At 44.1% G+C, this 19,694-nt stretch carries 12 protein-coding genes and 2 tRNA genes; 3 read left to right on the plus strand and 11 right to left on the minus strand.

Annotated features, from left to right (window positions below; genetic code table 11):
* Positions 1 to 9: 9 nt before the first annotated feature.
* Entirely contained in the window at positions 10 to 867 is an 858-nt protein-coding gene (gene yghU, locus ACMXYS_RS00740; RefSeq protein ID WP_415897316.1) for a glutathione-dependent disulfide-bond oxidoreductase, read from the minus strand.
* 128 nt (positions 868 to 995) lie between these two features.
* Between yghU and ACMXYS_RS00745 the strand changes: the two genes are divergently transcribed.
* A complete protein-coding gene (locus ACMXYS_RS00745; RefSeq protein WP_415897317.1) occupies positions 996 to 1,577 on the plus strand; it encodes a TetR/AcrR family transcriptional regulator in 582 nt (193 codons plus the stop codon).
* A 62-nt stretch (positions 1,578 to 1,639) separates the two neighbouring features.
* On the opposite strand, the gene ACMXYS_RS00750 is transcribed toward ACMXYS_RS00745, so the two are convergent.
* The 4 genes from ACMXYS_RS00750 to ACMXYS_RS00765 all read right to left on the minus strand — a co-directional run bounded on the left by ACMXYS_RS00750 (position 1,640) and on the right by ACMXYS_RS00765 (position 12,326).
* On the minus strand, positions 1,640 to 3,499 hold the full coding sequence (locus tag ACMXYS_RS00750; RefSeq protein ID WP_415883094.1) for a methyl-accepting chemotaxis protein: 1,860 nt from the start codon (positions 3,497 to 3,499) through the stop codon (positions 1,640 to 1,642).
* Positions 3,500 to 4,187: 688 nt separating this feature from the next.
* On the minus strand, positions 4,188 to 7,151 hold the full coding sequence (locus ACMXYS_RS00755; RefSeq protein WP_415897318.1) for a transporter substrate-binding domain-containing protein: 2,964 nt from the start codon (positions 7,149 to 7,151) through the stop codon (positions 4,188 to 4,190).
* 632 nt (positions 7,152 to 7,783) lie between these two features.
* The gene (locus ACMXYS_RS00760) at positions 7,784 to 10,783 is read right to left on the minus strand and encodes an EAL domain-containing protein (RefSeq protein WP_415897319.1); all 3,000 of its coding nucleotides are present in this window, start codon (positions 10,781 to 10,783) and stop codon (positions 7,784 to 7,786) included.
* A gap of 1 nt (position 10,784) precedes the next feature.
* Positions 10,785 to 12,326, minus strand: a complete 1,542-nt coding sequence (locus tag ACMXYS_RS00765) for a methyl-accepting chemotaxis protein (RefSeq protein WP_415897320.1) — start codon at positions 12,324 to 12,326, stop codon at positions 10,785 to 10,787.
* A 350-nt stretch (positions 12,327 to 12,676) separates the two neighbouring features.
* Between ACMXYS_RS00765 and ACMXYS_RS00770 the strand changes: the two genes are divergently transcribed.
* Positions 12,677 to 13,621, plus strand: a complete 945-nt coding sequence (locus ACMXYS_RS00770) for a carbon-nitrogen hydrolase family protein (RefSeq protein ID WP_415883098.1) — start codon at positions 12,677 to 12,679, stop codon at positions 13,619 to 13,621.
* A 546-nt stretch (positions 13,622 to 14,167) separates the two neighbouring features.
* Here the strand turns inward: ACMXYS_RS00770 and ACMXYS_RS00775 are convergent.
* The 6 genes from ACMXYS_RS00775 to ACMXYS_RS00800 form a co-directional block, all read right to left on the minus strand.
* A tRNA-Phe gene (locus ACMXYS_RS00775) sits at positions 14,168 to 14,243 on the minus strand.
* Positions 14,244 to 14,308: 65 nt separating this feature from the next.
* A tRNA-Phe gene (locus tag ACMXYS_RS00780) sits at positions 14,309 to 14,384 on the minus strand.
* Positions 14,385 to 14,447: 63 nt separating this feature from the next.
* Entirely contained in the window at positions 14,448 to 14,720 is a 273-nt protein-coding gene (locus tag ACMXYS_RS00785; RefSeq protein ID WP_415883099.1) for an oxidative damage protection protein, read from the minus strand.
* A gap of 17 nt (positions 14,721 to 14,737) precedes the next feature.
* Positions 14,738 to 15,787, minus strand: a complete 1,050-nt coding sequence (mutY, locus tag ACMXYS_RS00790; RefSeq protein WP_415883100.1) for an A/G-specific adenine glycosylase — start codon at positions 15,785 to 15,787, stop codon at positions 14,738 to 14,740.
* A 6-nt stretch (positions 15,788 to 15,793) separates the two neighbouring features.
* A complete protein-coding gene (locus ACMXYS_RS00795; protein ID WP_415883101.1) occupies positions 15,794 to 17,956 on the minus strand; it encodes an AsmA family protein in 2,163 nt (720 codons plus the stop codon).
* A gap of 90 nt (positions 17,957 to 18,046) precedes the next feature.
* The gene (locus tag ACMXYS_RS00800) at positions 18,047 to 18,952 is read right to left on the minus strand and encodes a diguanylate cyclase (RefSeq protein ID WP_415883102.1); all 906 of its coding nucleotides are present in this window, start codon (positions 18,950 to 18,952) and stop codon (positions 18,047 to 18,049) included.
* A 147-nt stretch (positions 18,953 to 19,099) separates the two neighbouring features.
* Here ACMXYS_RS00800 and hisB point away from each other — a divergent pair, with 147 nt between their 5' ends.
* A complete protein-coding gene (gene hisB, locus ACMXYS_RS00805) occupies positions 19,100 to 19,693 on the plus strand; it encodes an imidazoleglycerol-phosphate dehydratase HisB (RefSeq protein ID WP_415883103.1) in 594 nt (197 codons plus the stop codon).
* Position 19,694 lies beyond the last annotated feature (1 nt).

Below are 19,694 nucleotides of genomic sequence, written 5' to 3' on the forward strand. Positions count from 1 at the left end.
ATTTATTGTTCAGGGGTTTAGCTTTAGAACTTGATCTATATCCGTAGCTTGATGCCTATCGCGTAGTTGCTCCCAGGCTTCGCCCCAAGTGCGATTGACGATACGGCCACGCTGTACGGCTGTGCGTTGCGAGATCTGTTCGGCCCAGCGTTGCAGGTTGGAATAGCTATCGACATCTAGAAAGGTGGCGGCACTGTATTGGTTTCCGCGGACGAGCTCGCCGTACCAAGGCCAAATAGCAATATCTGCGATGGAGTAGTTTTCGCCCGCTATATAGGGATGGTCCGCCAGTTGTTTATCCAGCAGGTCTAACTGACGTTTTACCTCCATAGTAAAGCGGTCTATGGGGTACTCGAACTTTTCCGGGGCATACGCGTAAAAGTGTCCAAAGCCGCCCCCTAGATAGGGTGCAGAACCCTGTAGCCAAAACAGCCAATTCAGTTGTTCTGTCTGTTCGCTAGGGTCTTCTGAGAGGAAGTAACCAAACTTCTTGGCGAGATAAAGCAAGATAGCACCCGACTCAAATACGCGAGTTGGCGTCGCCCCTGAGTTATCAACAAGGGCTGGAATCTTAGAGTTGGGATTGATATCCACAAAGCCTGATGAGAACTGATCTCCTTCACCTATCTGAATCATGTGGGCATCGTATTCTGCCTGTTCAACGCCTGCTGCTAGCAGCTCTTCAAGCATGATGGTGACTTTCTGGCCGTTAGGCGTTCCCATCGAATACAGTTGAAGTGGGTGTTTACCTTTCGGCAGTTCAGCTTGATGAGTCGCACCTGATACTGGGCGATTGATACTTGCCCACGTGCCACCGTTTTCCTCTTCATGCTTCCACACTTTAGGTGGGGTGTATTGTGCGTTCATAAGACTTCTATCCTTATCAGCTGATCTAAAATTAAATTGAACGTCCGTTCATCTATTTTTATCCTAACTGGACTTGAACGGGTGTTCAAGCTAAAATTTGAACAAATGTTCAATCTGAAGTTTTAATCATGGCTAATACTCTGAAACATGACCGTTCTGAGGTGCTGGATAAGGCAACGAATCTTTTCTGGGAAAAAGGTTTCCACGCTACGTCTATGCGTAATTTGCAAGACCATATTGATATGCGTCCGGGCAGTATCTATGCCGCATTTGGCAGTAAAGAAGGGTTGTTTAAAGAGAGCTTAAATCACTATGCAAAAGCCAGCTTAGAGCGATTAACTGAAAGCACTAATACGTCCGAATCCCCGCTTGGTGCACTTAAAGCATTTATCAAAACTGTGGTTTTGAATTGCCGAGAGGATACGCCCAGTGAGATGTGTATGTTGGTAAAAGCGATTGCTGAACTGACAGAAGAAAACGGAGAATTGTTAGATGAGGCGAAGGGGCTTCTGAAGGCTGTAGAACAGGCGCTAACGCAACTGATTGAACAAGCGCAAGCGGCAGGCGAGGTCGATTCTTCAAAAGACGCAGCCCGCCTTGCTCGCTATATCCAAATGCAGCTCATAGGCCTGCGCGTATATGCACGGGTTTCACCTGATGAAGATGACTTGGTTGCAATGATCGATGATTCCATTGCTTCGATGGTGTAAAGCCGCTTTATTGAAACTGGGCGACAGCCATTAGCTGTTCGCCCTATCTCTTCAGATATAACTTAGCAGCGGAAAGCTCCGCAGGTTCGTTGTATCTCTTGTACTAATCCAGATAATTCATCTTGGCTGCGGTTAAGAATTTGCATTCCATCTACTGTCCTTGTTGCTGCATGGCTGACTTGTTCTATATTGCTCCCCAGTCTTTCTGCGGAGGTTTGTTGTTCCTGCGTAGCGCATGACATTTGTTCGCTCATAGTGGCAATGCTGGCTACTGCATGATCAATCTCTACTAGCTTGTGATTGAGCTCTGTAATCTGCTCGACGCCTTTAATGGCGTTTGTTTGGCTACTAGCCATCGTTTTTACTGCTTCAGAAACACTATCTTGTAGTTTAAGAATAATGCTCTGTATCTCTTGGGTAGAGTTTTGGGTGCGTTTAGCGAGATCCCTTACTTCATCTGCAACTACAGAAAATCCGCGGCCAGTCTCACCTGCTCGGGCGGCTTCAATAGCGGCATTCAGTGCCAGTAAGTTCGTTTGATCGGCAATATCGCTAATCACTACCAGTACTTTTGATATGTCACTGGTTTGTTCACTCAACCTATTAATCGTCGTTGCAGAGTTTTCTACATCTTTAGCAAATGCTTTAAAGCTCTGCTCGCATTGGCTGGTGGTAACCAGACCCGAATTGGCTTGTTCCTGTGCTTCAGAGGTGGCATGAGCCGTTGTCGCAGCACTTTGCGCTACTTCTGATACTGATTGTTGGGTTTGGCAAACGACTGTTGCCATATCTTCAGTGCTGATGTGCTGACTACGGCTATCCGTATCTACCTGAGTGACTACTGAGCTAAGTTGGGATTCAACGTGTTTCAGTTGTTCAACATTGAGTAAAAGCTGGGATACAACACATCGGGTTTTCTCAATGAACTGGTTACAGTTTGTCGCTACGTCACTTATCTCATCATTACCATCTACGGTGATTTTCTGCTTCAGATTAGCATCCCCTTGACCTAACTTTTTCATGGCTGATGCGACTAGCGCTATGCGCTTTTGGATACTGAAAGCAGTCATACTTGTGAAGGTAAAACCGATGATGATAATCAACAGAGCCATGACCAGCATGATGTTCTGCTGGCTTTGAATATGTTGTTTCACTTCCGGTATTTGGATAGTGGCTAAGTCTGAAAGTTCTTTTTCGAGTTCATGTGCGGTGTTTCGCAGATCCTTTCGAATGCCTTTCTGGTGAGAGGTGCCTAGTTTTTCAGTTAGCTGGACGTATTGGTTAAAGGTTGCTGAGTATAGGGCTAAGTCCGACTTCAGTTGCGTGAATTGCGCACCAAATAAATGACTGTTTTGTTCTAGTTGAATTGTCAGAGAGCTGTATGTGTCGTTAAAACTGCTGACATACTTTGCTTCTTTACGCAGCATAAAATCTTTTTCGTGGCGGCGTAAAGACAGAAGCGTATTTTGGAATACTGGTTGATCCTGTAGCGCAGCAGAGACTTTGTGCGCGGAGCTTCGAAGTTTGCCTAATGCACCTTCGTTTTTGCTTAATCCAAGTGCCTTTTGAGTATTAACAAAACTCTTAAACTGATTGTCGTAGGTTGTGAGTAATTGTTGAAATTTGTCATGTTTAGCACTGAGTCCTAACGCTTGTTTTAACTCTTCTAATGCATGTGATCGTTGTTCCAATGCGGTAACGCCAGTATCAAATCTTTGTACATATTTAAGATCTTTACGCTCGAAGAAATCCTTTTCGTTACGTCTTAAATTCAGTAAATCCTGTTGTACATAGCTGAGTTCTAGAATCGAAGCTTTCAGTTGGCTAATGTTATTCAGAGAGTAATGGTTGCTACCCATGATTAGCAGCATACCAACAACAAAGAACAGCGAAATTAATAACAGTTTTATTTTTATAGTCATATCAACACCTTACATCTTAAAGGGTGTATTTGCTGGTCGTGATTTAACGACTAGCAGGCAGAGGGACTGCTGTGCATTGAGATATGTGTGCATAGGGTTACCATTAAAAAGGCAACTATTCAGTCCAAGGGCTTATCGAAAAGGCTCTATCCGATGTTGGAATGAGCTGAGGATTGCTTTTGGGGAGGGCGGTCTATTCGGACGATTTTTGTGTAACTGTAACTTTGAGCAAAGTGCTGGGTGACGATGGCTATGGGTTGGTACAGCAATGCTGAATTGGGGATATCATCGAGTTGTAAGTTATCAAAATGGTTTTCGAACGCTACATTGGAGCGGTGGTTATTATGAATATTAAGCTTACAGTGAGGTGGTTCGGAGTATGTGTTATTGGATAGTTTAGGTGATTGGCATATACAAAAGGGGGAAAGCACTTCTGTTGATAGCAACAAGCAGCATATCAGTATCAAAAATGGACTATTCTGACTTTTGAGCAATAGAGCTACCTTTCCCTTTTTGAGTATCAAATATTAGATAATTTGTAACAAAATCGTCATATTTGAATAATCATACTAGATAAAATTGTACTAGGGCTCAAGGGGTATATAGGCAGTAAACAACAGATGATTGTATGTTTGCTGCCTATAGCACTTAGCGTTGTTTCTAAGCTTGCAAATAGACTGTTGATTATTCAGACATTTTCGACGCTACTACCGTTAACTACTCGGTTGCGTCCCATTTCTTTTGCCTCGTACAGTGCTGCATCAGCTAATTGAATTAATTCCCTGGGTGAGTGATCAATGGCTGCTTCAGCCAAGCCGAAGCTAGCTGTCACTTGATCGACCTCTTCAAACATTTCTGCTGCGATGGCAGTGCGAAGTTTTTCTGCTAAGCGGTAAGCCATTTGTGCGTTTGTTTCAGGTAAAAGAATCATAAATTCTTCACCGCCCCAACGACCTATTTTGTCTGTTTTACGGGTGTTCTCTCGTAGTATTTGTGCAAATCTTTTCAGCACAGAATCGCCACAGAGGTGGCCGTATTGGTCGTTTATCTTTTTAAATAGATCGACATCCAATAGCAGAATTGAAAGTGGGCGTTTGAAACGTTGGAGACGGTAGATCTCCTCTTCCAGTAACAGCTCAATGTGTAGACGGTTGTTTAACCCAGTTAGAGCATCGGTTGTAGATAGGATGGATAACTCTGTATTCTTGCTATTGAGCTTTTCATTAAGTTGATTCAATTGCAGTTCAGCAGCTTCACGTAGGTTTATTTCTGACTTCAGCTGTTTATTCAGTCGAGATAGTTTCCAATTCCATAGCGTGATTATCGTGATAATGAACAACGCGGCAAATACGAGTTTCCAGATCAGTTCATAATTAGCATCGTGTTCAAATTTAACCGATACCCAGCGTTGGAATACTTTGGAGTGCTCCTCTTCTGTTATGTATTCGGTGGCCTTGTTGAACATGGAAAGAAGCTCAGGGCTATCGTTACGGATGGCGACTGCCAGTTTCCAGTCCTCATCTAAACGGCCTCCTATTTTTAAATTTAGGAAACGGTGTTTACGAATCGCATGGCCCACGGGAGCTATCGCCCCGATTAAACCGAAAATTCTACCTTCCTCGACAATGCGTAGACCGTCAGCGACGCTATCTACTTCAATTACATTTATCTTAGGGTAATCTTGCTGGAGTTTGCTAAGTAAACCGTAGCCTTTAGGTACCCCGATGGTTTTATCTTTGAGTGATTTGAGGCCATCAACAAATAGAGAGTCTTCCTGAATCGCGATGACTAAAGGTAAGCGCAGGTAGGGCTTAGTGAAGTTTAATTGTCGTTTAGCTTCAGCAGTTTCGAAGGCCGCGGACATGATGTCACAGCGTCTATTCTGGGCGTATTCTAGGGACTGTTGGCTACTTTCTGTTGGTAGCATTGTCATGCCTATACCAATCCGATCGGCCATTAAATTCAGGTAGTCGGCAACCATGCCTTCATGACGCCCTCCTGATCCGATCTGTTCTAAAGGCATCCAATCTGGGTTGGCACAAAATGTTATGCCAGGCTGCTTTTCTAAATAGGCCTTTTCTACGGCCGTTAGGCTAAGACCACTACCAGGTCTAGCGACATAGTTCTCATTGCCCATCCAGCGCTGAGAAATAGCAGCGACTTCATCTCTGGTAAGGGATTCAATGGCACGATCCATAATTCGTTGCAGGATAGGCCAATCTGAACGAACACCAATGCGTAGATTGGCTAGATCAGGTTTGCCTACATCTACCTCACCCGATACGGTGAGGTCATTCATCAAATTTTTAGCGATAAGGTGGTTAAATACAGCTGCTTCTCCCAATGCTGCGTCGGCCTTACCAATAGAGATTGCCTTAAGGCTTTCAAGTGCATCGGTTACAAGATGTTGTTTGATTTGTGGGTATTCGTTGGTCAGGATCTCTTCGTAGAAAAAGCCTTTTGGTATAGCCACTGTTTTGCCGAATAGACTTTCAATAGATTCGAATTTAGCGCTTTTCTTACTAACAATAACATTCGGATTGACTGCATAAGGGCGGGTAAAGCGGATATATTTACGACGCTCAGCGGTATTGACGATATTGAGCATCATGTCTAATTCACGCTCCTTGGTCATCGCCAAGAAATCATTCCAGTTTGGTCCACTGACATACTGGATCCTAAAACCGGTTTTCTTGGCAATGAGGTTCATGACATCAATAGAAAAGCCTTTCGGTTTGCCTTGTTCGTTGTAATTGAAGGGAGGCCAGGCCATTTCGTTATGTACCCTTAGGACAGGGTTAGCCGCGAGGAATTCTTGTTCTTCTTTATCTAGATGAAGAGTCTGGGTTCTTTGTAACCCGCCTTCTAGCCAGCGGCGGCTTAGCCGATCTCTTTCCTCTTTGGTAACTGATTCAATCGCTTTTTGCATAATAGAGCGAAAGATAGGCCAATCATCTCGTACCCCTATACGTAAAAGATTGGCAAAGCGGGGATCATCAATACCGCCAACGATTTTGAGGTTACTCATCAGATGTTTTCGGATTAGGTGGTTTTGGACTGCAATCCCACCCATGGTGGCATCGGCCCGGCCAAAGGCCACTGCTTTAAGGCTATCTACTTGATCTTTAAGTAGTAATAGCTGAATACCTGGAAAATGCTTTTCGATAATTTCTTGGTAGAAGAAGCCTTTAGGAATAGCAAGAACACGGCCATTCAAATCTCTCAGATCCCGTACTGTACGATTATCGTCTCGGACAACAATCCCTGATGGGTTATTTACATAAGGGTCGGTAAAGAGAATGTATTTGCTGCGATCATCTGTCTTGATGATATTGAGCATCACATCAAGCTCTTTATGATCCAGCATAGTTAGAAATTCACCCCAAGTAGGGCCTGTTACGTAATCAACTTCTATACCGAGCTTTTCTGCCAGAAGGTTCATGAATTCAACAGAATAGCCTTTAGAACGACCGAATTCGTGGTAATTAAAAGGTCCCCAACTGACTTCGTTATGGACTCGAATTTTCTGATGGTTGAGCAGCCAAGTTTTCTCTTCCTGTGTCAGAGGTATCTCATTTGCCTGAACAAAAAAACTGGATGTCAGTAAGATTAATGAGAAAAGAAAGGTGAAAAGTGATGTCTGCCGTAACACGAAGATAATCCCTAAAACTTATATTGTTATTGTATTGGGACTCTATCTATATCATTAAATGGTGGGGTTTGAAATTGCCTACTGCATTAACGGTTCTTTGAGTATAACGAGGGGCATGGATTATTTTGTCGTGGCATCAGACTAAGAATGGGCGAGATTGCTTCTCGCTCCCCTCTTTGCTTGATGTGGGTGGTCACAGGATTACTCAATACTTCCTCTTTCTGCTCGGCAACTACGGCAAAAGCATGTGCTTCGGTCTTCAGGACAGAATATTTGTTGCCATTTATTTTTTCTATTAAAAACAACCATTGCTAGCCACAATGTACCTACAAGGAAAAAAGTACCCAAAGCTATAAGCCCCTCTAGCGGAAAATTGTTTAAGCCTTCTAACATATTTAGCTAATCCTAGTGTATGTCTAATTTTTATTTTTATGACACTGTCACATATGATCTTGTGATATGCATGCTTGGATCTGATCCGAAGCAATAACAAAAAATTACTCTTTGAGTCTGGTTGTTACAATTATTCTGGCTGTTGTGAGAGTAGATCTTTGATTTAGATCAATGAGGGTGAGGCGATGGTTTTAAGAAAGGAGGGCTTAAAGATGATCCAGAAAGCCCTATAGGAGAAATTAAGCAGCAAACAGTTTCGGGTGTTTTTTATTTTTAGGTAAAAAATACTCAGGAGGATGAGGTTTGCTGTAATACCAGCCTTGGACAACTTGGCAGCCTAGATCTTTGAGCATCTCAACCTGCTCTACGTGTTCTACACCCTCAGCAATTACCCCTAAACCAAGGCCTTGAGACATGGCAATAATCGCTTTGACCAATGATTTATCACTTTCGTTTTCTGTAATGGAACGAATAAAGCTTTGATCAATTTTAATGCAATCGCATGGTAAATCTTTTATATAACCTAAAGACGAGAAGCCTGTTCCAAAGTCATCGATAGAGACCCGCACGCCTAATTCTTTGAGCTCGCTTAATACTACAGCTGCTTTCTGAGGATCATGGACCAAGAAACTTTCTGTTATCTCTAGTTCGAGCATTGTTGCTGGGATTTCATATTGGGCAATCGCCGCTTTTACGTCTGATACAAGATCAGTACGCGCAAGTTGAAGGGCTGATATGTTCACCGCGATATAGTTCGTTTCCACACCAGTATCTAGCCAGTTTCTAAGTTGCTTCGCAGACTGATTTAGGGCCCATTTACCTAAGTCCGAAATCAAACCCGTTTCTTCAGCCAAAGGAATAAATTGAGCAGGTGAAATATAACCTTTTTCTTTGTGTTCCCATCTTGCAAGGGCTTCATAACCGATGGTTTTCCCCGTGGTGATATCTACCTGAGGCTGATAGTGCAGTTTCAGCGCTTGCTCTTGCATTGCTTGTCGCAGAAGAATTTCAAGTTCTTGTCTTTCTTTAGCCATATCAGACATTTCGGAAGAGTAGGTTCTATAAACTCCGCGGCCGTCTGCTTTTGCCTGATAGAGAGCTGCATCAGCGGCCCGTTTAAGTTCGTCTAAATTCCTACCATCCTTAGGCGAGAATGCTATACCAACACTCAAACCAATGTAGGATGTGCAGCCCTCTAGGTTATAGGGTGCTGAAATTGTTTTAATTAAGCGCTCTGCCAAGGTATAGATTTCGTCTTCGTTGTCGTAATCATCGACAAATACAGCAAATTCATCCCCGCCAATTCGGGCACAATAATCCATGTCACGAATCTGGCTTGAGAGGCGCTTTGCACAATCGATAATTAGTTGGTCGCCGTATTCATGGCCCATACTGTCGTTGATATTTTTAAAACGATCTAAATCCAAATAGAGCAGAGCTGATTTGCGTTTACGGCGCATATCTTTAGGTAATAAGTGATCTATCAGACTCTCAAAGAAAAACTTGTTAGGAATACCGGTTAAGCGATCATGATTAGCGAGCTGGGTTAGCTGTTCTTGTGCCTGCTTAACTTGGCTGATGTCATTTAGCACTCCAACATAATATTGGTGGCCAAAATCATCCTCAAGTGTGGTGATTGAAAGTAGTTCGGTAAAGTGAGTACCGTCCTTACGTTTATTTACTATCTCACCTTTCCAGCTGCCACGTTCGGAAATGCCCTTCCACATATCGGTATAAGTTTTACGAGGCGTTAATTCCGATGCGAGTAACTCTGGACCTGAGCCCACTACTTCTTGACTGGAATAACCAGTAATGCGTTCAAACGCAGGGTTTACGGAAACAATTTTGTTGTCAGCATCTGTGATCATGATCCCTTCAGCAGTGTTCTGATAAACAGCTGCGGAAAGCTTGATAGAACGGTGATCAGCGATCTGCTTACTGATATCAAAAAATGAGATCACTGCGCCAGTGATTTCACCGTTAGTGATGATTGGAGCAGCTTTTCGATGCACCGGAATACAATCACCATTGTCTTTGATAAACCAATCATCGGAAGATAAGGACGCTCCGGTTGATAACGTACTCTCTATACTGGAATTGCTTTTAATCAGGCTTTCCCTTACTGGGTTCGTGCGATACCAAGTATCCTGGATGGAATGTCCGATTAGTTTATCCGTGCTATAGCCTAAGATTGCCGTTGCAGCCTTGTTGACAAAGATCTGCTTGCCTTCAGCATCTAGTTCAACAATGCCGTCACTGATACTTTCAAGGATTGTATCATTACGGGTTGCTAGACGATGGGCTTGATCTCGCTCGGTGATTAAGATCTCTTCAGCTTTTTTCTCGGCACTGATATCAATATGTGCGCCGACAATACGATAAGCTTCATTAAGGTCAGTATAAAAAACAGAAGCTTGTGCTCTCATCCATAGAATATGACCGTTTTTATGAGTAAGACGGTAATCTAAAGATAAATTTTGATATTTCTTGGCTAAGCAATTTTGAATATAGTCTTCAGCACCTTGAAGATCGGCAGGGTGGATATTGGAGCGCCACTCAGAAATATTATGCTCAAATTCGCCGGGCATATAACCTAGTTGCGCTAGCCATACATCGGAAAACTTAACTGAGTTACTTCGTAGATCCCAATCAAACAGGCCTACATTGCCTTTTTCCGTAGCCGCTCTTAAGAATACTTCATGTTCATGAATACGCTTATTACGATGTTTCTTCCTCATGCCTTGCCAGATTGCTAGAGCCAAAGAGCGTGCAAGAACAATTTGCTCTCTGGACGGTCGTTCTTTTAGCTCCAGAGAGAAAATAACAGGGATATCATCATTATAAATAATTGGCAGACTGAGTAGATGTTTGTTGCTTGTCTTTGGGTAAAGCTTCAAAAAATCACGTTTGTTTTTTAATACATAAGACAGTATTTCTGGATGCTCTAGTTCCAGTGCTTTGCAATCTTCGTCGAGGAAAATATCTGGGCAATGAGAGTAATTAAGCCAAACCTGACGTGCGTTGAACATCAAACTAAATTCGGAAAGGCACTTCTGCAAATAGGCTAAATCGCTGCGTCTATCACCAATGGATATAATGGAATCCAAAGAATGGAGGGCTTTCTGATAGTTAATATCACGAGCTTTACTATCGTCTTTTACCTTAAAAAGGTAGAACGTTATTCCGCCAACCAACAGCAAAAATGCGGTGGTGAGTAGAAGCAGCAATTGTGTATCCATATCAAATAGCCTGAAGCATCGATTTTAGATCCGTCACAAGGTTTGTCAGTTCAACGGATGAGTCTTTCATACGTTTGGCGATGGCATGGTTTTCAGAGGTTACATCTCTGATGCTTTCAATATTTCTACTCACTTCATCTGAAACCGAGCTTTGTTCCTCAGACGCTGCGGCTACTTGGGTACTTAGATCCGTGATATTGAGCATGGCCGCATTAACTTCATCAAATGATTGCCCAACCCCTTCTGCACGTTGGATATTGGCTTCTGCATGGCTACCACAGCGTTCCATAACATGAACAGTTTCAGATACCTGATTTTGGATCGCTTCGATAGTCGATCTGATTTCGGTCGTGGATTCTTGTGTCCGTTGCGCCAAAGTACGTACTTCATCGGCAACTACGGAGAAGCCTCGACCTTGATCGCCTGCACGAGCCGCCTCGATTGCTGCATTTAAGGCGAGTAAGTTTGTCTGCTCTGCAATTTCTGTAATGATGTCGACTACTTGTTCAACGGCTTGAGCTTTGGTTTTAAGCTCTCCGGAAGATTCTCCTGCGAGGCGAACTTCCCCAACTAGGTCTTTGATGCCGCCAATCATCTCCTCAACAATACCTTTACCGCCATCCGCTAGGTCAGCCGTTTGGCTTGTGGCATGGGATGTTTGCGAAGTGTTTTGCGCTATTTCATGAGCTGTCGCTGACATCTCTGTGGCGGCACTGGCCAGCATATCGGCTTCAAGATTTTGTTTTTCTATACCATTTGAGGTTTGATCGATGGAGGATAGGGTTTGATCCATGAATTGGGTTAAAGTGGTGATGCTGTCTTGAACTCGACCAATTACGGTTCTGAGACGGGCCTGAAGCATCAAATTAGCCATATCTGCACATCCCACCTCATTCATATGGCCTGACATCACATATTGAGCGAGCGCATTGTCATAGACGTCTACAGCATTATCTTTCAGATGCTTTAGTGGTTTTAGAATAATTGCCTGATATGAGATAAACGCTAGCGCAATCGCAGCGATGATCCCTGCTTGCATATAATCAGACAGTGGAAGAAATACAGAGACTAGAGCACAAAGGAAAGCCATCAGGCCTGTGATCATTAGTCGGCTAGATAGACTGTATGGTTTTATACTGACTTTTTTGGTGCGCAGTTTAGTGTAAACGGCTTCGGCACGTTGGATTTGGGCATCAGTTGGTCGGGTCCTTACGGATTGGTAACCGATTTTACTTCCGTGTTTATCAAACAGCGGCGTAACATAAGCCTGTACCCAGTAATGGTCACCATTTCTACAACGGTTCTTTACTAAACCCATCCAAGGGCGATCATCTTTGGCGTGTACCCATAAGTCGCCAAAGGCTGCCGGCGGCATATCTGGGTGTCTCACAATACTGTGATTTTTACCGATTAACTCATCAACGTGATAACCCGCAACTTCGCAAAAAGCTGGGTTAGCGTAAGTGATAACACCCTGCAAGTTAGTGGTGGATATCAGGCGTACGCCTTCAGGATACTTCTTTTCGATACCGGTACAATTCATGTACAGCCTCTTGTTTATGCGCCAGTCCGATTGGTCGGTTTGTTTCCTAGGGGAGCAATGAAATCGGGCAATTATAAAATCTTTCGTTTATTGAGTAATTGCGCCATGTCATGTTTTTGCAGTGCGCAAAAGATGGCTGTCCTGTCTTAGATCAAAAGGACTTTCTGATATTGCGCTGCACAAGTGATGTGCATGTTTTTAGTTTTTTCTCATAAATAAAACGAAATTGGGCGAACTGCCTATGTTTGTATGGATTTTAGAATGGGTGTAGTCAGTGTCATAAATATAAAGAATGGGAAACTGATTCAGTTGGGCTACGCTTATCCTAGTCACCTTGTGTGGAGAAAAATATGAGTATCAAAGTAGCGATATCCCAAAAGCCACCTGTTTTGTTGAATCTTGAAGCGTCACTAGCAAGGGCTTTGGAAACGATAGAGGAAGCGGCGAATAGTGGTGCGAATATTATTGTTTTCCCTGAAGCATACTTACCTGGTTATCCAACTTGGATATGGCGACTGAGCCCGGGCAAAGACATGGCTTTGGGTAACACTATTCATGCGAAATTGAGAGAAAACTCGGTTGATATCCAGGCTGGTGATTTAGATCCTCTCTGTGAATCAGCGCGCCAGCATAATATGGTCGTTGTGATGGGCATGAATGAAAGAGATACAACCTATAGTGGTACCACACTTTATAACACGCTAGTTGTAATCGGGACTGATGGACAAATACTCAATCATCACCGAAAAATGATGCCCACAAATCCTGAAAGAATGGTTTGGGGTATGGGAGATGCTTCTGGGCTTAAGGTTGTAGAGACTCCATACGGTAGGTTGGGGACTTTAATTTGTTGGGAAAACTATATGCCACTGGCGCGCTATGCTCTGTTTTCTCAGAATATCGATATATATATTGCTCCTACTTGGGACAGTGGAGAGATTTGGATCTCCTCCATGCATCATATTGCTCGAGAAGGTGGGTGCTGGGTTCTAAGTACAGCGACGGCTATGACCGGATCCGATATTCCAGAGGATTTTCCTGAACGTGATTCCCTCTTTGATCAAGATGAATGGATAAACCCTGGCGATGCCGTGATTATCAAACCTTTCGGTGGTGTGCATGCAGGTCCACTGCATCAAGAAAAAGAGATTTTGTTTGCAGATATTGATTTAGAAGATGCGCGACGTTCGCGTAAAGCACTGGATGTATCAGGCCACTATAACCGTCCTGATATATTCAATATTGAAGTGGATAGAGGCAACAAGCCACCTATTAAATTCATCGACGATTGTTAATAACAGATGGAAGACCTGAAAACTATCAAAGGTAATGTGGTTTTATGCATATCTAGCTTGTAGGCAGATCAATGCAGAAGGTATTGGTAAATCGGAGTGCAACGACGATAGCCTGAAGGGTGAGCGAAGCGAATAATCTAACCAGGTTCGGTGACGCCTGCGAAATATAATCTTGCTAGGGTATTTAACTAAAGAGAGAATCTAGAAGAGAAGAAGTGGTGCCCAGGCGCGGATCAATGCCCTAGGCATTCACACATCGGAGTGCAACGACGATAGCCCGAAGGGTGAGCGAAGCGAATAATCTAACCAGGTTCGATGACGCCTGCGAAATAAAATCTTGCTAGGGTATTTAACTAAAGAGAGAATCTAGAAGAGAAAAAGTGGTGCCCAGACGCGGATCAATGCCCTAGGCATTCACACATCGGAGTGCAACGACGATAGCCCGAAGGGTGAGCGAAGCGAATAATCTAACCAGGTTCGATGACGCCTGCGAAATAAAATCTTGCTAGGGTATTTAACTAAAGAGAGAATCTAGAAGAGAAGAAGTGGTGCCCAGACGCGGAATCGAACCACGGACACGGGGATTTTCAATCCCCTGCTCTACCGACTGAGCTATCTGGGCATAAATGAGTTCTTCCAGAGACAAAAAAAGCCTGTAATTTGAATTAACAAGCCTCTTTAAGGAAGTGGTGCCCAGACGCGGAATCGAACCACGGACACGGGGATTTTCAATCCCCTGCTCTACCGACTGAGCTATCTGGGCAACTCAAGTGGCGCGTATTAAACCGTCTTCACGGAAAACTGTCAACCACTTGTTACAAAAAAACTATTTTGAAGGTGGAACGTAGCCTTCAGCCTTCTCGTAGTCTTCTCCATCCATGAACTTTTGCATCTCTGTTTGCAGGAATTCACGGGTGGATGGGTCCATCATACTCAGGTGCTTTTCGTTAATGATCATTGTTTGATGATCAGTCCACTCTTTCCAAGCCTTTTTGGATATTGTGTCGTAAATTTCCTGGCCTTTAGCGCCTGGATAAGGAGGACGATCCAATCCTTCAAGTTCCTCTTTATATTTACGGCATAGGACGGTGCGACTCATGTTTTGCTCCAATCAATTTACGCGTTGGTTAGTTGTTGCAAGAGTTTCTTAACCGGTGCTGCTAAACCAACATTTTCTGGTTGCTCTATGTTATACCAGAGCAGAGGCTTCCCTTCCATGACACAGTCTGTAGGGGTATTTACTCGCGCCTTCACTGGGGTGATATCTAGATGGAAATGACTAAAGGTGTGACGCAGAGGATCCATGAGCTGAATGCTTTCTTCATCTAGCTCCAAACCGGTTTCGTTGAAGGTGTCACGTAGGTCTGCAACTTGAGGTAGGCTCCACAATCCACCCCATAAACCACTCGGTGGGCGTTGATAGAGTAAAACCTCAGATTGATTATCCTGCTGTAAGATCAGCATGTAGGTTTGTTTTACCGGAATCGTCTTTTTCGGCTTAGGTGCTGGAAGTTGATCGGTTTTACCTAATTCGAATGCTTGGCAACCATGCTGCAGAGGGCAGAGTAAGCAGGATGGTTTACTGCGAGTGCAAAGGGTGGCGCCCAGATCCATCATCGCTTGCGTGTAATCACCCGTACGTTCTTGCGGTGTATTCTGTTCGGCATATTGCCACAGCAGCTTTTGATTAGCGGTTGTGCCTGGCCAGCCCTCTAGCGCATAAAAACGTGCTAATACTCGTTTTACATTGCCATCTAGAATCGGAGCCCACTTACCGGTGCTGATCGATAAGACGGCCCCTGCAGTGGAGCGACCAATGCCGGGTAGCTCTTCCAACCCTTCAACTGTTTCAGGAAACTGACCTTGATGTTCCCTGCTAACTATCTGCGCGGTTTTATGCAGATTACGGGCTCGGGCGTAATAACCTAAACCTGTCCATAGATGGAGAACTTCATCCTGCTCTGAAGCAGCTAGCTCTTCTACAGTTGGGAAGCGTTCGATAAAGCGTTGATAGTAAGGAATAACCGTGGTGACCTGAGTCTGCTGCAGCATGATCTCAGAGATCCAAGTGTTATAAGCGGTCTTTTTCTCTTGCCAAGGTAGGTCGTGACGACCGTGCTGGTCAAACCATTCCAGCACGGCATTAGCGAATAAATCAGGTGTCATTAGGGGTTAAAATAAACCTTTCAGTTTGTCGCCTAGCTTATCTTTAAGTTTCTCTTCAGCTTTGGCTTTTAGTTTCTCTTTTTTCTCTTCAACTTTCTTTTTAACGTCCTGTTTTAGCGCGTCAGTGATAAAGCTGAAATCAGGCTTACATAGCTTGGTTGGTTCTGTGTTAAAGCTTCCTTTACAGTCGATTGGTACCTCGACGCCTTCCAGTTTATTGGGGAAAGAGCAGGTTTCTTTAAACAGATTCTTCTCAACCATAAAGCCAAGACGGTAGTTCAACATTTGTTTTGGTAGGTTTACGGTGCCTTTGCCGCTTAGGGTCATTGCATCCAGTGCGGCTTTAAGATCTTTGTTTGTAACCACGCCATTTTTAATACGGGTAGAAGCGCCCATGCTGGTAAATGGCGTAGAACGATCTACTTGCTCAGCATCACCGCCTAGCGCGCTAACATTGTTTAGGCCCTGGCAAACCGTTTGTGCCATGTCTAAGCCTTTTAGTTCACCATCTTTCATGTTCACTTTTGCAGTACCTGTAACGCTGTTTACAAAATCGTGAACAGAGTTACCGCGCAGTGTCAGATTGGAGGTTGAGTTTAGCTTACCGGTTAGCTGATCAGCGTTAGCCATATCTTTTAGCAGGTCACCTACCTGAAGACCGGTGATGGTTTTCTTGGAGGTAATAACCGGTGTGTTCTTACGCACATCAACAGTGACGTTGTTACGCACACTGCCTTTGTATAGATCAGCATCAATTTTCGTTGCCTTGATTAAACCACCGTGAGCGCTTACTTGTAGTGCCACATTGCTGATATCCATATTGGAAACATGCAGTGATTTAAGGCCTAACGTTGTGTCTAGCTCTAAACCACGTAGTGTTTCAACTGGCAGAATTGGATCTTTCGAGTAAGGACCACTCTGGCCCTTTTTAGCAGTGCTCGCAGTTGCTGTGTTGGAAGAGTCTGCTGCTTTTTCACCTTGCGTTGCAGGTGGCATGTAGCGATCAGCATTGATCTTGTCGCCTTGCAGGTTCAGCGTGATGTTGCTGTTTGCTAGGTTAAATGCTGCAGAACCGTTGAAGGTCGTATCATCCAGCTTAACGGTTAGCGCTGTCGCGGTGATTGTATTGGCCGGACCTGCTAGTTCTGTAGATAAACTGATCGCTTTTAGAACGTTCGGATCGTTAGTTTTGACTTCAGCCTGACCCACAGCGCTTAGCAGTTGATTTAGATCAAAGGTTGCCACATTCAGCTTGCCGCTGATCGCTGGTGCTGCGAAGTTATTAACGGCCAGCGCACCCTCTGCATTTAGATTGGCAATCGATAGTTTTAGGTTGTTAAGGCTTAGCTGTTGTTTCGGCAGGTCTGCTTCAATATCGGCAGCAGTCTTCAGCGCCAGTGATTTATCGCCTAGTGGTTTACCACTCAGGTTTAGCTCACTGGTTAGGCTTTTAAGCTTGTACTGTTGCTGTTTCAGATCCAGGTAAAACTCAGCAGCTAGTTTCGCTGCGGCTTTAATCTGCTCTTCACCTTTAACTGTTTGTGAAGCTTTAAAGCTCAGCTCTGCTGGGAAGAAAGCGTTAGTCACTACCTGACCTGAGGACATGTTGAATTCAGTAAGTTTAGCGATCATATCAGCGGCTTTATCTTGATAGATGATGTTACCGTTGCTGATCTGGATACTGTCGATGTTGATCGCGATAGGTGCAGATGTGCTTTTTGCCGACTCTTCTTTTGGCGCTGCATCTGTTGTCGTATCTTTTTTCGCATCAGCAGGTGCCGCTGCGATCGCCCAGTTGTTGCTGCCATCTTTTTCTTGGACAAGGTTTAGCTCTAAACCATCTACCACCACGCTTTGCATCTCAACATTGCCAGACAATAGTGCGGGTAGGCGTACAGAGATTTGAGCTTGGTTTAGCTTGGCTAAATCCTGTTTGCCAGGGAATTTGGCATCAATCTTATTTACTTCAAGCCCTAACCAAGGGAAAACTGACCAGCCGATATTACCGTTAATTTTTAGTTCGATACCAGCATTATCAAGTGCTGCTTGCTCTATTTCGGGTTTGTATTCGTTGGGATCAAAGAATGCACCCAGAATGGCACCGCCAGCGACGATCACCACAACAATCAGTGCGGCTAGACCAGCGAGTAATTTCAGCAGACCTTTCATTGTTCTCTCCTTGGCAAGGGTTCTGATGGGATGAGGATAAACGGAAATAATGAAGTTTCAATGGCGGAGGCTGAAGGAGGGATGAATAATTTAGCTACAGACTTGGTTTTTGCCGCTGGCTTTGGCGCGATAGAGGGCTAAATCTGCTTGTTTGAGCATCAATTCTCTATCGGTAAACTCTTTATCCAACTCTCCTACACCAATACTTGCGGTAAGGTGTATTACCTCACTACTTGTTATCTGTACTTCCATACTGCGCAGTGCTTCTAGATAACGTTCTCCAATTTTTAAAGCTGAATCTGTATTCGTTTCGGGAAGGATGATCATGAATTCTTCTCCGCCATAACGACAAACAAAATCGTGAGCTCTGGAATAACGGTCTAGACACTGTGCTGCCTGTTTAAGGGCAATATCGCCGGTATCATGGCCGTATGTGTCGTTAATGTCCTTAAAATCATCGATATCTAACAGGATTACGGAGATGGGGCGCTCTTTTCGAATCGCTTCTTTGCACAGCAGTTTTAGTTGTTTACGACCTTCACGACGGTTATAGATACCGGTGAGATCGTCATAAGTCGCTAAACGCTTAAATTTCTTCTCTAGAGTTTTCTGATCTGTGATATCTATGATGGCGCCGATCAGCCCTGCAACGGAACCGTCGCTGTCATGAAAGGTGGCTTTATGGAACTTCACATAGTTGAGGTCTTTGCCCTCACGATGAACGGGTGTTTCGTAAATTTGGATGCCCGGATTGTTTAAAAGATCCATATCAGCTGCTGCAAAAATAGAAGCGGGTGTTTTATCAAAGACTTCAAAAACATTTCGACCAATCAAATCCTCTCTGGAAACTTGAACATAATCAGCATAGGCCTTGTTGCAGCCGAGGTACTTACCTTCGTGATCTTTGTAATAGATCGGGAAAGGTAAAGCATCGATAACTAACAATAGCGCGCGATGATTGCCGCGCAATAGTTGATGTAGATCGGGATCATTCATCAGCTGATTCCGTCCTTAATAAAAGGCGATACCTACAAGATAGCCCAAGGTCTCTGTATTTGCGTGTAATTAACCGCTTTGGAAAGTGCATGGATGGGGGGATGGTTGTATAATCGCGGCTCAGATCAAATATAGTGGGAGATCACCATGGCGGACCGTACAGCCAAGGTAAGTCGAGATACATTGGAGACACAGATCACTGTGTCGGTAAATATTGATGGAACAGGCCAGTTTAAGGCCGATACAGGTGTGCCGTTCTTAGAGCACATGATGGAGCAGATCTCCCGCCATGGTCTTATTGATCTAGATATTCATGCTAAAGGCGATACACATATCGATGACCACCACACGGTTGAAGATATCGGCATCACGCTAGGGCAAGCATTTAAAGAAGCGGTAGGTGATCGTAAAGGGATCATGCGCTACGGCCATGCTTACTGCCCGCTGGATGAAGCTTTGTCCCGTGTTGTTATCGATTTCTCAGGTCGACCAGGGCTCGATTTTAAGTGTGATTTTACCCGCGGCAATATCGGCCGTTTTGATACGCAGCTGTTTTGGGAATTTTTCCAAGGCTTCGTAAATCACGCCGGTGTTACTTTGCATATCGATAACATCAAGGGCTTCAATGCCCACCACCAAGCGGAAACCATCTTTAAAGCGTTTGGTCGTGCTCTGCGTTACTCACTAGAGATTGATGCGCGTGCTGCGGATGTTATGCCTTCTACAAAAGGGTGTTTGTAAG

The sequence above is a fragment of the Neptuniibacter sp. QD57_21 genome (assembly GCF_047778075.1).
GTDB lineage: Bacteria > Pseudomonadota > Gammaproteobacteria > Pseudomonadales > Balneatricaceae > Neptuniibacter.